This window comes from Terribacillus sp. JSM ZJ617 (assembly GCF_044383785.1).
In the GTDB taxonomy this organism is placed as follows: domain Bacteria; phylum Bacillota; class Bacilli; order Bacillales; family Amphibacillaceae; genus Terribacillus.
The window spans coordinates 253,974-268,435 of record NZ_JBISEQ010000004.1; the positions used below are offsets into that span (position 1 = coordinate 253,974).

The following is a 14,462-nucleotide window of genomic DNA, read 5'->3' on the forward strand; positions in this document are numbered from 1 at the left end:
GGGTGTGATCAGACGCTCCCCTTCTGGAGTGTCAGGATCACATCAGCCTTTTTAGCTGGCTTGCTCCAAGGTATCTGTAATTCATAAGGCAGTTTACCACTCATAAAACATGCATTCATCGTCTGCTCTAACTCGATAACAGTTTTAAGATTTCCGCCTGTCTGTTTGATTGCTTCTTTAGGGAAAGGCTGCCCAGCCGCAATATTCTGGTGCAGTGCCTCAATAATCGATGCGTGGCCAAGCGCTGTTTCATATGTGCATGGAATATCCCGTCCATCTGTAAGTGCAGCGATGCAATAATCCAATTTATCCAGATGATTGGTCTGCGGATTTCCATAGATTCTTTCCTGACCATCCTCTGTATACGCTGTGATGATGCCTTGATCGAGATTGCAATCATATACGATATAGCCTTTTTCAAAAGTGTACAAGAATTGGGGTCCTTGCTCTGTTGCTGTTGCATGCGATCCATAAAAGAGCAGCTCACACCCAGATTCCGTATGCATGCGGATGGCACATGTATCAAAGGTTTCGATATCATTGGCTCGATACAACTCAGCTTCCAGACGTTTGATATGCACCGTTTCCTGGAGCTCATGCCCGAGCATGTAAAGCATATTATGGATGAAGTGAGCAGCGGCATTATTGGCTACACTATCGCGAATTTGCCGTCCATCCGGCGCCATCAGTTTGCCCGACCAAGCCGAACGGGAAAAATATACTTCATTCCGCGGCCACAACACCAATGTTTTCAGCTGCTTCGGCCTTCCGTAGAGTCCCTTCCGGATATCTTCCTTAAGCTCCAAAATTGGAGCAGTGAAAGACCAGTTGAAGCCAATGGCAGCCCACTTTCCGGATTCAGAGATTGCATGATCCCACTTCACTTGATCCCGCATATCGGCAAAAATCGGCTTTTCACAAAGCACATTGGAGCCATGTCGAAGCGCGGATAGTGCTTGCACTGTGTGCAGATGAATAGGGGTGGCTATGATGGCTAAATCCGCTCGGTTGTATTGGTAGAAAGCGTCCACCGCAGAAAATATCGGAATCCCGCGCTGCTTAACTTTTTCCAGCAGACTGCTTCTTTCTGGATGGATTTCCACGATTCCGGCGAATGTGATGTCCTCCCGCTTCAGCAATGCATCCAAGTAATGCTCCCCATATCCATTCATTCCGATTAAAACGACTGCATGCTTCATTGCTTTTCCCCCACCTTTGTCAGGCTGATTGCCTGCTCCTGTGCTTGGATAGCCAGAGCCGCTGCCTGGAAAGTATGCTCCTGACTCATCGCTGTTTCCGTTCCCTGCTGACAATCAGTAATCAATTGTCTGAAATACGGAACTCCTACCTTTCCCTTAGCCGAGAAATACACTTCCTCCCGATCCGTCACCACATAAAGATGTTCTCCTTCTGCCGAGCGAGCTACATCCGTGTATTTTCGCAGTTCCACAAACCCGTTTGTGCCGTGCAGCATCGTTCGTCCGTCTCCCCAGACCCGAAGTCCATCGGGCGTGAACCAATCGACACGGAAATATTGGCTGACACCTGTGTTGGTAACAAGTGTTGCATCACCAAAATCCTGCCAGGAGCCATATTCCGGATGAGCATAATTCGCCACCTTGCTATGCAGTACCTCAGCTTCTTTACTTCTCGTGTAATGAAGCAGCTGCTCAATTTGATGGCTGCCGATATCACATAAAATACCGCCATTTTTCTGCGGATCGAAAAACCAATCCGGCCTTGTGTCTTCCTGGAGTCGGTGAGGCCCCGAACCAGTAAGCTGGAATAAATCTCCGATCAGCCCCTCTTGTATAATGTTATCTGCCAGCAGGGCTGCCTCCACAGCCAATCGCTCACTATAAAACACCGCCCATTTTTTTCCTGTACGGCGCACCGCTTCCTCTGCCGCATGCAATTGAGCCATTGTCGTAAAAGGCGCCTTTGCGGAAAGGAAATGCTTGTTGTGCTCCAATACTTGAATGCCTAAAGCCCCGCGCTCGGATGGCACAATGCTGGTTACAATCAAATCAACCTCGCTATGCAGGATTTGGGACAGCTCTGAGACAACTTCTCCTGTTTGAAATCTATGTTGAAGGGCATTTGCCTGATTTGGATTTCGATCATAGATGTGCATAAGCTTTGCCCCTGCATCCAAGAGACCTTGCACCATACTGTAAATATGCGGATGATCCAGACCCGCAGCAGAAAAAATGAAAGGTGCTGTTATCTGAGTGTCAGCAGCTGTTGCAGCTTCTTGAGCTAGCTCCTCCAATTGATTCAGCAGTGCCATTTATCAGCTCTCCTTTTATACATGTTCCTGGTAGCAGCGCTTCATTTGATGAAGCACCTCATCGCCTGGCTGATCCCAAATCTCCTGATTGATGATTTCTACTTCGATCGGGCCCTGATAGCCTGCTTCCTCCACCATGCTGCGCATCTCGCGCAAATTAATGACGCCTTCGCCCATCATGGCTCGCCCTTTGAACATATCCTTCATCGGCACCTTCCAATCTGATACATGGAAGCCGAGTATCTTACCCTTAGCCCGATCAATCTGGTGAGGGAGCTCTGGATCCCACCATACGTGGAAGGCATCTACCACAACTCCAAGATGCTCGGATTGCAGCTTCCCTGCCAGAGTGTTGGCCTGCCCCAATGTATTGATCACAGAACGATCTGCTGCATACATCGGGTGAAGCGGCTCAATGCCAAGCTTTACACCTAGATCCTCCGCATATGGAAGGATAGCTTCTATCCCTGCCTCCACCCAATGACGAGCCTTGGCGATATCTTTATCCGAAGCCGGACCACATACAAGCACCAGCACATCTGTCCCCAATGCCCTCGCATCTTCTATTGCCCGTTTGTTATCATCTATTCGCAGCTGCCTCTCCCGCTCTGTAGCTGCCGGAAACATTCCGCCACGGCAAAGACTTGACACTCGAAGGCCGTATTCCGTCAACAATTTTTTCGCTTCTTTTACACCGATTTCTTCCAACTTATGCCTCCATATGGATATCCAATGAATATCATGACGGGCACAGCCTTGGATTGCTTCGGTCAGCGACCAGTTTTCTGTCGTAATCTGATTGAGACTGAGAAGCTGCAGATCCGCTTTTGTCATGACATCACCTTCTGTTCGATACCAGCCAGCTTCAGTACGAGCTGCATCCGTTCTGCTGCAAGTGCCGGGTCCACGAGGACTCCCGCTTGATCAGCCAGTCTGAATAGCTCACTCAAATGAAGAACCGACCGAGCTCCTTCTGCACCGCCGATCATCCGGAAATGTGATTGATACCCATTCAAATATGCCAGGAAAACAACGCCTGTTTTGTAGGCGTACGTTGGTGTCTCAAAGATGTGCCTGGAAAGCGGCACTGTCTTATCGAAGATTTCCCGGTATCGGTCAAGATCTTCTGCATCAAGTGCCCGCAGCGCCTCGGAAGCAGCTGCTGCAATTGCATCAAAGATACCGAGCAACGCATGACTATACCGCTCTCCATCACCTTGGATCAGCTCTGGGTAATTAAAATCATCTCCTGTATACATCCGAACCGAAGCAGGAAGCTTCGCTCTCATTTCGATTTCTTTGTCCTTATCGAGTAAAGAGATTTTAATTCCGTCAATCTTCCCTTCATATTGATGGATCAGTTCCAGACAGTCGTCCATCGCACGGCTGATTGTTTCCGATCCCCAGTAACCAGTCAATTTCGGGTCAAACATTGGCCCGAGCCAATGGAGGATAACCGGCTTTTTCACTCCGCTAAGCACATGCCCGTAAACATCCTTGTAATCCGCTGCCGATCGTGCACTGGCAGCCAGCGCGCGGCTTGCCATCAGGATGATCCGGCTTCCGGTACCCTCGACGAATGCGCACTGCTCTTCATAAGCCTGCTTAATCTCTGACGTCGTAAACGAACTGTCAGCCGGCAAATGATCCGTCCCTGCACCAGAAGCGAGCAACACATTCTCTTTTTTCGCTTCCTCTGCACTTATGGAAATCAGTTCCTTTGCCATCTCATATGTGAGTCCCATGCCTCGCTGTGCCGTATCCATTGCCTCTGCCACACCGAAACCAAGCTTCCACAATGCTTTCCGATAATTCAATGTTGCTTCCCAATCAATTGCCCCTCCTAAGATAGGATGTGCTTCAGATTGTGCATCCGCAACAACGTGAGCAGCAGAATAGGCTGTCCTTGTCCGGAAAGCTCCTTCTATCGGATAGGTTGAAGCTGAATGGACTAGTTTGTACGCCTCCAATGAACGACCTTGCGTTGGTAAAAGAATCGTTGTCATACTGCTTCCCCCTTTATACTTCCAGACTCGGAACAGAGACCCACTTTTTCTCACGCCATGCTTCGAGTCCAAGATCTGACAGCTGGGTACCTTTCGCACCCTCCAGCAAATCCCACGGAAACGCAGCATCTTCTTCCACATGCTTCAAAAATAGTTCCCATTGAATTTTGAATCCATTGTCATACGAACGATTCTCCGGCAATGTCTCCCACTGGGAACGGAAGTCAATTGCATTAGGGATATCCGGATTCCACACAGGCTTCGGTGTTGTGACACGATGCTGAACCTTGCAATCCCTAAGACCAGCCACTGCGCTTCCCAACGTCCCATCCACTTGGAAGGTAACCAAATCATCTCGGTCAACTCTAGTCGTCCAAGAGGAGTTTGCCTGTACCACTATCCCGTTTTTAAGGGCAAAAATGGCATATGCCGCATCATCAGCTGTCGCTTTGTAGCGATTGCCTGCTTCATCCACCCGGTACGGGATATGAGTTGCTCCAAGACAAGTCAGGCTGTCGATTTCACCAAAAAGATGATCGATGACATAACGCCAGTGTGCAAACATATCAACAATGATGCCGCCACCGTCCTCGGCTCGATAATTCCAGCTCGGGCGTTGTGCTTCCTGCCAATCGCCTTCGAATACCCAATAGCCAAAATCCAGTTTTACGGATAGAATTTCCCCAAAGTAATCGCTGTCGATCAGATGCTTCAGCTTCAGCAATCCCGGCAGGAAAAGCTTATCTTGCACGACCCCGTTTTTCACACCAGCCTCCCGTGCCAATCTAGCCAGTTCCAAGGAACCCTCTAAGCTTGTAGCAGTTGGCTTCTCACAATAAATATGCTTACCTGCTTCAATTGCCTGCTTGATACTCGCTTCCCTTCGATTCGTCGTTTGCGAATCAAAATAAATCAGATTATAATCATCGGCCAAAGCCGCTTCCAAATCAGTACTGTAGCGCTCCACACTATTTTCCCGGGCAAGCTTCGCAAGCTTTTCTTCATTCCGCCCGACAAGAATCGGATCCGGCAGCAGACGGTCTCCGTTAGAAAGCAGCACACCGCCTTCTGCGCGGATTGCCGCAATGGACCGGATTAGATGCTGATTTGTTCCCATTCTGCCTGTTACACCGTTCATGATTATCCCAATATTCTTCGTCGCCATACTTACGCCTCCCATTATCCATATTAAGGATAGTATAAGTAAAGCGTTTACATTTTTCTTATCATTCTTTTCTGATATTCTCAATTTCAGAAATCATCTGTTGTGCGCCGATAGACATTCGGCGTTACACCGACATATTTTTTAAAGACACGATAAAATGTCGAGACAGCTTCAAACCCAACTTCAAAGCAGATGGAAACAATTTCCCTATCGGACTCACGCAGCATTTTCTTCACCTTAAGCAGCCTTACCTCCGTCAGGAACTGATAAGGAGTCGTATCATACATTTCTTTGAATATCTGATTCATATAACGGCTGCTTACACCAGCTTTGGCTGCAACTTCTTCCATACTGGCAATCTCAAAATATCGTGTTTCCAGGTGATGCTTGAGCCACCTTGCACGTCTCGTATTTGTATCCTGTGTCGTATCTTCCTGCTGCATGATTGCAAGCTGGTAAAGTACTTGAGCAAGCAAGAGCTTCAGCCCCATCGCATGAATAGGATGGTTCTGTGATTGTTCGAATAGCAACTTCCGCAGCAGCTGACGGATCTCACTGCTTTCGAACAGAGATAGGTTCAAGGCACGCGATACTGTGAATACTGGTTCAACGAGATAAGAAACGACATCCTCCGTTAATTGACGGATATCGAATTCCAATACGAGCACCGTCATCTTCGAATGAGCTTGGATCGCATGCTCTGTATGAGGAGAGATTAGCACGATGCTGTCACGATGCAGTTTCTGGCTCCTGGTATCCAATTCACATTTCCCTTCGCCATCCAGGACATAAAGCAGCTGATGGGTGTCATGCTGATGCCTGGCAACCTCATTCTTTTCCTGATGCTTATTTTCATAAAGTCTGATCATCTTGATTTGTTTACCTCCAATAAAAAAAGCCGGGATGCATAATAGGCATCCCGGCCTTTCTTTTTTTATTCACGATTCTTAAGCTTCCAGCCTCGGAAGCTGTTCTTGTTCCAGGATGCGCAGTTCAATCTTAAGGATCTGATGGTTATCCATTTCGATAACCTCCCACTCATTTCCTGCTACATCCACAACAGTGGTTTGAGAATCTACGTCGTCATTTTTGACGAAAATCCAGCCGCCGATCGTATCAACGTCTTCTCGATTGTCAAACACAGAGCCGAATTGATCCTCTAGATCATCCAGCAGTACCCGACCATTGATATGATACGTACGATCAGACACTTCCTGGATATCCGGCACTTCATCTTCATCGAATTCGTCATGGATCTCCCCGACGATCTCTTCCAGAATGTCCTCCATCGTCAGAATACCTGCGGTTCCACCGTATTCATCCACTACGAGTGCAATATGCACGCGTTCTGTCTGCATCTTCAAAAGAGCATCCTGCAGGGAGGTTCCTTCATGGATAAGCGGCAGCTCATGGATGAAGTTAGGCAGGCTTTGTCTTCTGCCCGCTGCAAAATCCGTAAGCATTTCCTTCACATTGACGAAACCGATGATATGGTCTTTATCTCCATCCTCTGTCACAAGGTAACGTGTGAACTGATGTTCATCGATGATCTCGATCACTTCTGCAGCTGTCATGGATTTTTCCAAGGTGACCACTTGTGTCCGCGGCACCATGATATCCTTCGCCACACGTTCGTCGAATGTAAAAATATTTTCCATATAACTAAGTTCTGTTTTGTTGATTTCACCACTTTGATAACTTTGCGTCATGATGATGCGCAATTCCTCTTCCGAGTGTGCTGATTCATGCGCAGCCGGCTTCACGCCGAACAACTTCAGAAATACACGTGCAGAACCATTCAGTAAATAAATGAACGGAGCCATCAGCTTACCAAACCAATACAGAGGCGGACCTAGAATTAAGGTCAATTGCTCTGTGTACTGGATTGCCAGTGTTTTTGGCGCCAATTCCCCAATCACAACATGCAAGAAAGTGACCGACGCAAAAGCAATGGCGTAGGAAAGCAAGGTGGAAACAGATTCAGACAATCCTAAATCATTGAATAGCGGGTGTAGTATTTTCTCTACTGTAGGTTCACCTAACGCACCTAGTACAAGCGCCGTTACAGTGATACCCAGCTGACAGGCTGACAAGTAATAATCAAGATTATTCACTAGCTTACTGACAATGATTGCCCGTTTATTCCCTTCCGCAACAAGCTGGTCGATCCGGGACATACGTACCTTCACGACTGAAAACTCTGCACCTACGAAAAAGGCCGTAAAAATGATGAATAACACTACTAAACTTAAATTAATGACTATTGATGGGTCCAATTAATTCCCTTCTTTGAATGAAGGGACTCACCTCGCTTATTTGTTTGATAGTTTACAAGCAGATTAATAAAATAGCTGCGACACCTCGACGAGGAGCAGCGCCAGCAAAACTTCTGTTATACAAGGTTGTTATTTTCAGCAAAGCCTTCCCAATGCAATCTCCTCCTTCTCTTAGCGCCTACGCTATTATCTGTACTTGCCTATCATCCTTCGCGCATTTTTCATTGGCGAACACAAGCTTCGTCTGCAATTCATAGACCAATGTTCCAGAGCTTGGTTCCAGTTCCTCCGGCAAACGGAATGTGAACGGCTTCTTCATTTGCTCATTCGATTTCAATTGCTTGGACATAAAAATGCTTAATACATTCTTTATATTCACTATTTTATCGTTTGCTCTGTTTTTTATAACTAAATCACAATCTAATCTGTTCAAATTTTGGTCCTTCCAGCCTCCAAGAAGCTGAAAATGTCCCTCAATTTTTTCTCCTGCATGATAGCTTGCCTGATTAAGTTCGAGCCTTATCGATGGTGCCCGCAGCTGCATCAGTTCTAAGCATTTCTTCAACACGGAAATAATTCCTCCATTTGTGTGTACTAAACGAAAAGGACCCCCACAGAGTGAAGGTCCCGTCTGTAATCAGCCTTCACCAAATTGGCAAAGGTCTGGCAAACAACTTGACGTTGTCAGTTAAACCGGCGATAGCAAGCTATCACGTATTGTCGACTTAACTGGAAGCTACTCCCCTTTGGAGCAATCACAATCCTATTCTATTAATCTGCAATATAGCATACACGAGTTAAGTGATTCTGTCAATATACCCCAACTCACATACGGTTCAGCGGATACGTAGCAGAAGCAAAGTAACGATCATGAAGGATATTGTGGTGATGACGTTCATGGCCAAGCATTATATAAGCTAGCGCCCGAACCGACGTTACATGTCCGTTTGCCATTCCCTGCCTGATCCAATCCTGATCATTCAGTGACTCCAGCAAAGCGATCGTGGAGGAACGCACTGCCTTATATTGCGCCAGAAGGCTCGCTACAGTCATCTCCGTGAACTTCGCTTGCAGCACATAGGAATCTTCATGGAATCCTGGCAGCGGTGTCACATCCCCTCGCGCAATGGTAAGCAAGCGATAAGACATAATTCTTTCTGTGTCTGTCAGGTGGCCAATCACTTCCTTGATCGTCCATTTCTCCGTATCGTAAGCGAAACAGGCTTGTTCATCCGTCAATCCCTGCAGTAAATTGGATGTTTGTCTTTCCTGTTCCTTGAACAAAGCTACTATGTTTCCCTCAGGCACAAGTTTCATGTAATCTTGGAAATAAGCAGGATATTCCGTTGCACTAGGTCTCTCTTGCATGTAATCACCTTTTCTCTTTATATGATTTCGATTTGGTTGGAAAAAAGAGGAGCTTTATAGATTGACGATATAGTTATTTTCCCGAAAGGTAAAGAAAACAGTCCCTGTAACGATGAAAATAGCCAGAAAGCAGGAAAATCCAAGATTGGGAACACGGAGGATGGACTAGCTTTTTTACTATTTTTATGCACCTACTCCCGAGTTCGTGCGTATGATAACTGTACAAGCCCTTGTTCCAAAGAAAAGGAGTGCTGGAAATGGCTGATTTTGAACAGATTGCTGAGCAGATCCACATGTCTGGTTCTGATACGATGCCCCATTTAACAGCGTACCCTTCCTCTCTCGTACTAATCGGGACTGGCAGAAGCGCATTCGCATTCCGCCTTACGGAATCTTCTAAAGTGATGAAGGTATTTTTCCCTGCCTTCCGTCATATTGCAGCGGAAGAAGCGGAAATCTATAGAACACTTGAGAGCAACCATTTCTTTCCTGCTCTTCACGCAGCCGGTAACGGTTATTTGGTAATGGATTACATTCCCGGCCATACATTGTACGATTGCCTACGTGAGGGAATCCCCATAACAGATCATCATATAGCCGATATTGACAAGGCCCTGGCCGCAGCAGCAGCAGAAGGATTGAATCCATCCGACATTCATCTGCGTAACATCCTGATCACACCTGATGGGAACATCCGCTTAATCGATCCTGCCCGATTCCGCCAGCAAAAGCATTGCACGCAATGGGAGGACCTTCACCGGGCTTATGAAAGATTCTACAAGAAAAAATTATTTCCGAAAAAGGTACCCGGCTTTTTGCTGGAGCTGATTGCCTATCTGTACAAAAGACGGAAATCCTACACCATCCAAGCACCATCGAATAAAGCCATTCACTAAAGGAGAGATAAACATGACAATCACAATATCTCAAGCAGAAGCCTATCAAATCGAACGTATCTCCCATAGCGGCCTGGGAAGAGAGCAAACCGCAAAACTAATTGAAGCAGGCAAATGGCGTGCAATTCAGGACAGCTATCCAAAAGCCGATCCAGAAATGCTCCAGTCACAGCAAAACAAGCTAACATCTGCTTTAAAAGAGGGCTACAGCATTTCCTTCCCTACCTTTAACGGCGTACGGAATCTTCTGCATCTGCGTTTCGGTTTAGAGGAAGGTAAAGATTATGCGGTAGAGGACAAGACGATCCAAGGTCTAAAGACAGATGAAGATACAGTCGCCACCTTACGTACAATGTTCGAACCGTTATGGAAAATCGAAGCAAACAACGGACAACTGTCGATCATCCATATTAGCAAGCTATAAAAAAAATGCCGACGCACTAGTGCGTCGGCATTTTTTATTTCCATAAAGGAATCCTTCTTATTTTACAGCTTCTTTGAAATCTTTACCCGCTTTGAAAGCTGGCGCTTTGGAAGCGGGGATTGTGATTTCTTCGCCTGTCTGCGGATTACGGCCAGTACGTGCTGCACGCTCTCTCACTTCGAAAGTACCGAAGCCTACAAGCTGTACTTTTTCTTCTTTTGCAAGTGTTTCAGAGATTGTTTCAAGTAGTGCATCAACTGCTTTGCTTGCATCTTTTTTAGATAGTTCTGCTTGTTGCGCTACTGCTTCTACTAATTCTGCTTTGTTCATGAAAAACACCTCATTTGATAAATTTATACATAACCTTCACCTGATGTAAAAGCTGTATGTTTTAGATTAATATGCAGGAACATGGCTGTTCCCGTATTTCCTTATTATAGCATGCATCCGGGTGTTCATGGCTATTAATCTGCATTCTTAACATTGCTGCAACAGCATTTTCACAGGATTTCCATTTAGAAGATAAGAACTGGATGATACAGTTATTCCCAATAAAATGAATTGTAACCCTATCAAGTTGTTGTGTGCAAAGATTTTACATGCTCTTTCACTTTTTGGATATTCGCCATCTTATTATCCCAGCACTTCTGACTGAGGTCGACAGGATATTCCTCCGGCGCTTTTGGACGTTTATATTCATCCCATAGCAGAGAAAGATTGTCTTTCGCATAAGCCTTGATATCATCAATAGCAGGCAGCTCGTAGACAAGCTTGCCGTCTTTGAATATCGTCTGATGCAGATCAACCGCATCGTAATTTGTCACGAACTTGCTCACATACGTATGGACTGGGTGGAACATCTTCAGATGATCCTCTTCCTGTGGATTTTCATCCTCCATCGCGATGTAGTCGCCTTCGGATTTTTTACTGATCCGATTGACGATTCGGTATACCTTCTTCAATCCTGGCGTCGATACCTTCTCCGGATTGGCACTGATCTTGATTGTATCCTGCATCGCGCCTTCATCCTCGATGCTTACCATCTTGTACACCGCACCTAAAGCCGGCTGATCATAAGCAGTAATCAGCTTTGTACCTATACCCCAGATATCGATCTTCGCTCCTTGGGATTTCAAGCTCTGAATCGTTTCTTCGTCCAAATCATTCGATGCGGAAATCTTCGTGTCCGTAAATCCAGCCTCGTCCAATGCTTTCCGAGCCTTCTTGGATAAGTAAGCCAAGTCTCCGCTATCAAGTCTGATTGCAGTGAACTTGATCTTATCACCCTGTTCCTTCGCAACCCGGATAGCGTTCGGTACACCAGAACGAAGCGTATCATATGTGTCGACAAGGAATGTACAATTCGTATGCCGCTCCGCATACTTAGTGAATGCAGTGTATTCGTCGCGGTAAGCCTGAATCATCGAGTGTGCCAATGTCCCAGCTACCGGAATTCCGAATTTCTTGCCAGCACGGACATTCGAAGTTGCCTCGAACCCGCCGATATAAGCTGCTCTCGTCCCCCAGACTGCTGCATCCAGCTCATGCGCGCGACGGCTGCCCATCTCCAGTGCAATCTCATCGCCAAGCAGGAGCTTGATTCTGGATGCCTTTGTCGCAATCAGCGTCTGGTAATTGACGATATTCAAAATTGCCGTCTCTACCAGCTGCGCCTCAGCCAGCGGTGCTTCGATCCGCATAAGCGGCTCATTGCTGAAGACAAGCTCTCCTTCAACAACCGAGTAAACAGTCCCTGTAAAACGCAAATCCTTCAGATAAGCAAGGAAGTCTTCCCCATAACCAAGCTCATCCTTTAAGTACGCCAGATCACTCTCTGTGAAACGAAATTGCTGTAAATATTCTATAACACGTTCCAATCCTGCAAATATGGCAAAGCCATTACCGAACGGCAGCTTGCGGAACGAAACCTCGAACACTGCCTTCCTTTCGTGGACCCCATCACTCCAATACGTCTCCGCCATATTGATTTGATAAAGATCTGTATGTAAAGTCAGTCCATCATCTGGATATTGCGAACTCATGCTTGAAACCTCCACTAATCAGCCCGTTCTTCTGACAGCTGTTTTCCCGTATCCGTTTACATAAGGAAACGGGTATCTTATTTGTTCCATCTATTGTACCGCAAAAATGGTAAAAAACATAAAAAAAACGCCGAAAAACATCAAGAGATGCTTTCGGCTGTTTGTTAATGTATATGCTGAATACCCGCGATATGGATTATCATTCGTTTCTTTTCATCATTTTCCAGGCAAAGCGTTTGGTCCAAGAGATTCAGATTATGATATCTTCCGGTAAAGGTATGCAGCATGCCGTTCTCATAATAAGAGATCGTCATATCACCCGTTTCCTTAAGCGCTTTCAAGATCATTCTCAGCCTCTCCTTTCTGTATACCCTCCACTTTATACTGTTAGTATACGCTATAAAGTAACCGCTTACACATAACAGTGTGACCAATTTGTGAAGTTTTATACATAAAGAATGGTATCTTTCATATCTCGTTTTCCAAGGAAAGATTTCTTTTAGAATGACCGGGAAATTTGCATCGTTTTACAGATATTGTAGACAGTCTGTTCAATATTTGTTTCCCCGTTGGAAAGTGCATCTGACAAGTTCATTACACCTGGCATGATACTGAACACAGCATCTATACCATGTGCATAGACTGCTTCGCTTCCTTCCCCTACATTTCCGGCGATGGCGATGACTGGCACTCCGAATTGTTTCGCTGATTTGGCTACCCCGATCGGTGTCTTTCCGTAAATCGTCTGGCCATCGATTTTCCCTTCGCCTGTAATAACCAAATCTGCACCCTTGATATGATCTGCCAGCCCTGCTGCTTCCTTCACAATAGTGATGCCACTTTTCAGTTCTGCTGGCAGAAAAGCCACTAATCCGGCTCCTAATCCACCTGCAGCTCCTGCACCTGGCAGCTGGTCAATCCTCTTACCGACAGTCTGTTCCACTTTTGCAGCGTAATGTGTGAGTATGTCATCCAGTTGAATGACCATTTCGTCATTTGCACCTTTTTGTGGTCCGAACACAAAGGATGCGCCATTTTCACCTGTCAGCGGGTTTTCCACATCACAGGCTACTTCCACTTGAACATGCTGCCAGCGTGGATCTAGTCCTTCTGCTTTCACTTCGGAGAGCTCTTTCAACGCACGTGCACCATCTTCCAGCTGCTGACCCTCTTCATCAAGGAATTTCACTCCTAGAGCAGCAGCCATCCCTGCGCCGCCATCATTCGTTGCACTGCCGCCAAGACCGATAATCAAATGCTCTGCTCCTGCATCTAATGCTTTCATCATCAATTCACCTGTTCCACGCGTTGTAGCACGAAGCGGATCCCGCTTGTCACGCGGGACAAGATGGAGACCCGATGCCTCAGCCATTTCGATAACAGCCGTTTTTCCATCACCAAGCATACCAAATACCGCACTTACCTTATTTCCAAGCGGTCCTGTGACTTCACAGGTATGCAGCCTCCCGCCCGTCGCATCCACCAATGATTGTACAGTCCCTTCACCGCCGTCAGCCATCGGAACCTTTACGACTTCTGCATCCGGAATTGCCCGGCGGATTCCCCGCTCGCAAGCAGACGCCGCTTCCAATGCTGTCATGCTCTCCTTAAAGGAGTCAGGAGCTACGACAATCTTCATAGCGCAGCTCCTGCCTTCTCCTCCAGCACGAGGGAATATTCGCCTATCTGTTCTTTCTCATACAGATTCGTGATACTTGTGCTGTACTGTTTGATTGCTGCTTCGAAAGCAATGTTTTCTTCCGGAACTTCCACTTGGAAATCATCTTTATACAGCATAACAGCCACATCATGGTAAGCTTCACTTGTCACTGGGAACTTGAAGCTGATTTCATTCAATTCCTTGCCGTTTTTCGTGACATACTTATGTTCATAATCATAAGCAGCCAATTCCATACCGTTCACTACAACTTTTCTGTTCATGTCATCTCTCCTTTTCCAATTAGTGTATCACCTCTTCGCTTTGGAATACAAAAG

Annotated in this window: 16 protein-coding genes; 2 read left to right on the forward strand and 14 right to left on the reverse strand. The window is 46.3% G+C overall.

The window, feature by feature from the left end; translation table 11 throughout:
• Positions 1-8: 8 nt before the first annotated feature.
• The 9 genes from ACH6C1_RS14825 to ACH6C1_RS14865 all read right to left on the reverse strand — a co-directional run bounded on the left by ACH6C1_RS14825 (position 9) and on the right by ACH6C1_RS14865 (position 9,105).
• Complete coding sequence (locus tag ACH6C1_RS14825) at positions 9-1,199, reverse strand: Gfo/Idh/MocA family protein (protein WP_374078334.1); 1,191 nt, start codon at positions 1,197-1,199, stop codon at positions 9-11.
• Positions 1,196-2,290, reverse strand: coding sequence for a Gfo/Idh/MocA family protein (locus tag ACH6C1_RS14830; RefSeq protein ID WP_374078336.1), 1,095 nt, complete (start codon positions 2,288-2,290; stop codon positions 1,196-1,198). The genes ACH6C1_RS14825 and ACH6C1_RS14830 overlap by 4 nt, the downstream gene beginning before the upstream one ends.
• Positions 2,291-2,305: 15 nt before the next feature.
• Entirely contained in the window at positions 2,306-3,124 is an 819-nt protein-coding gene (locus ACH6C1_RS14835) for a sugar phosphate isomerase/epimerase family protein (protein WP_374078338.1), read from the reverse strand.
• A complete protein-coding gene (locus ACH6C1_RS14840) occupies positions 3,121-4,296 on the reverse strand; it encodes a dihydrodipicolinate synthase family protein (RefSeq protein ID WP_374078341.1) in 1,176 nt (391 codons plus the stop codon). Before ACH6C1_RS14840 ends, ACH6C1_RS14835 begins: the two co-directional genes overlap by 4 nt.
• 13 nt (positions 4,297-4,309) lie before the next feature.
• A complete protein-coding gene (locus ACH6C1_RS14845; protein WP_374078343.1) occupies positions 4,310-5,461 on the reverse strand; it encodes a Gfo/Idh/MocA family protein in 1,152 nt (383 codons plus the stop codon).
• Positions 5,462-5,547: 86 nt separating this feature from the next.
• Positions 5,548-6,330 (reverse strand): helix-turn-helix domain-containing protein, encoded by a 783-nt coding sequence (locus ACH6C1_RS14850; protein ID WP_374078345.1) that lies wholly within the window; start codon positions 6,328-6,330, stop codon positions 5,548-5,550.
• A 78-nt stretch (positions 6,331-6,408) separates the two neighbouring features.
• On the reverse strand, positions 6,409-7,737 hold the full coding sequence (locus ACH6C1_RS14855; RefSeq protein WP_095224482.1) for a hemolysin family protein: 1,329 nt from the start codon (positions 7,735-7,737) through the stop codon (positions 6,409-6,411).
• Between the two features lie 178 nt (positions 7,738-7,915).
• A complete protein-coding gene (locus ACH6C1_RS14860; protein ID WP_374078348.1) occupies positions 7,916-8,305 on the reverse strand; it encodes a sporulation protein in 390 nt (129 codons plus the stop codon).
• Positions 8,306-8,562: 257 nt separating this feature from the next.
• On the reverse strand, positions 8,563-9,105 hold the full coding sequence (locus ACH6C1_RS14865; protein ID WP_374078351.1) for a DinB family protein: 543 nt from the start codon (positions 9,103-9,105) through the stop codon (positions 8,563-8,565).
• A 257-nt stretch (positions 9,106-9,362) separates the two neighbouring features.
• On the opposite strand from ACH6C1_RS14865, the gene ACH6C1_RS14870 reads away from it, so the two are divergent.
• Positions 9,363-10,001 (forward strand): protein kinase family protein, encoded by a 639-nt coding sequence (locus tag ACH6C1_RS14870; protein WP_374078353.1) that lies wholly within the window; start codon positions 9,363-9,365, stop codon positions 9,999-10,001.
• Between the two features lie 13 nt (positions 10,002-10,014).
• Positions 10,015-10,425 carry a hypothetical protein gene (locus ACH6C1_RS14875; protein ID WP_374078356.1) on the forward strand — a complete coding sequence of 137 codons (411 nt, stop codon included), beginning with the start codon at positions 10,015-10,017 and terminating at the stop codon, positions 10,423-10,425.
• Between the two features lie 57 nt (positions 10,426-10,482).
• Here the strand turns inward: ACH6C1_RS14875 and ACH6C1_RS14880 are convergent, their stop codons facing one another.
• From ACH6C1_RS14880 to ACH6C1_RS14900, 5 genes are all read right to left on the reverse strand, one after another.
• A complete protein-coding gene (locus tag ACH6C1_RS14880; protein WP_038557662.1) occupies positions 10,483-10,755 on the reverse strand; it encodes an HU family DNA-binding protein in 273 nt (90 codons plus the stop codon).
• A 242-nt stretch (positions 10,756-10,997) separates the two neighbouring features.
• Complete coding sequence (locus tag ACH6C1_RS14885) at positions 10,998-12,467, reverse strand: nicotinate phosphoribosyltransferase (protein WP_374078360.1); 1,470 nt, start codon at positions 12,465-12,467, stop codon at positions 10,998-11,000.
• Positions 12,468-12,631: 164 nt separating this feature from the next.
• Positions 12,632-12,814 carry a YolD-like family protein gene (locus tag ACH6C1_RS14890; RefSeq protein ID WP_095224488.1) on the reverse strand — a complete coding sequence of 61 codons (183 nt, stop codon included), beginning with the start codon at positions 12,812-12,814 and terminating at the stop codon, positions 12,632-12,634.
• 152 nt (positions 12,815-12,966) lie between these two features.
• Positions 12,967-14,106, reverse strand: a complete 1,140-nt coding sequence (locus ACH6C1_RS14895; protein WP_374078364.1) for a glycerate kinase — start codon at positions 14,104-14,106, stop codon at positions 12,967-12,969.
• A complete protein-coding gene (locus tag ACH6C1_RS14900) occupies positions 14,103-14,408 on the reverse strand; it encodes a DUF3219 family protein (RefSeq protein ID WP_374078367.1) in 306 nt (101 codons plus the stop codon). The genes ACH6C1_RS14895 and ACH6C1_RS14900 overlap by 4 nt, the downstream gene beginning before the upstream one ends.
• Positions 14,409-14,462: the final 54 nt, after the last annotated feature.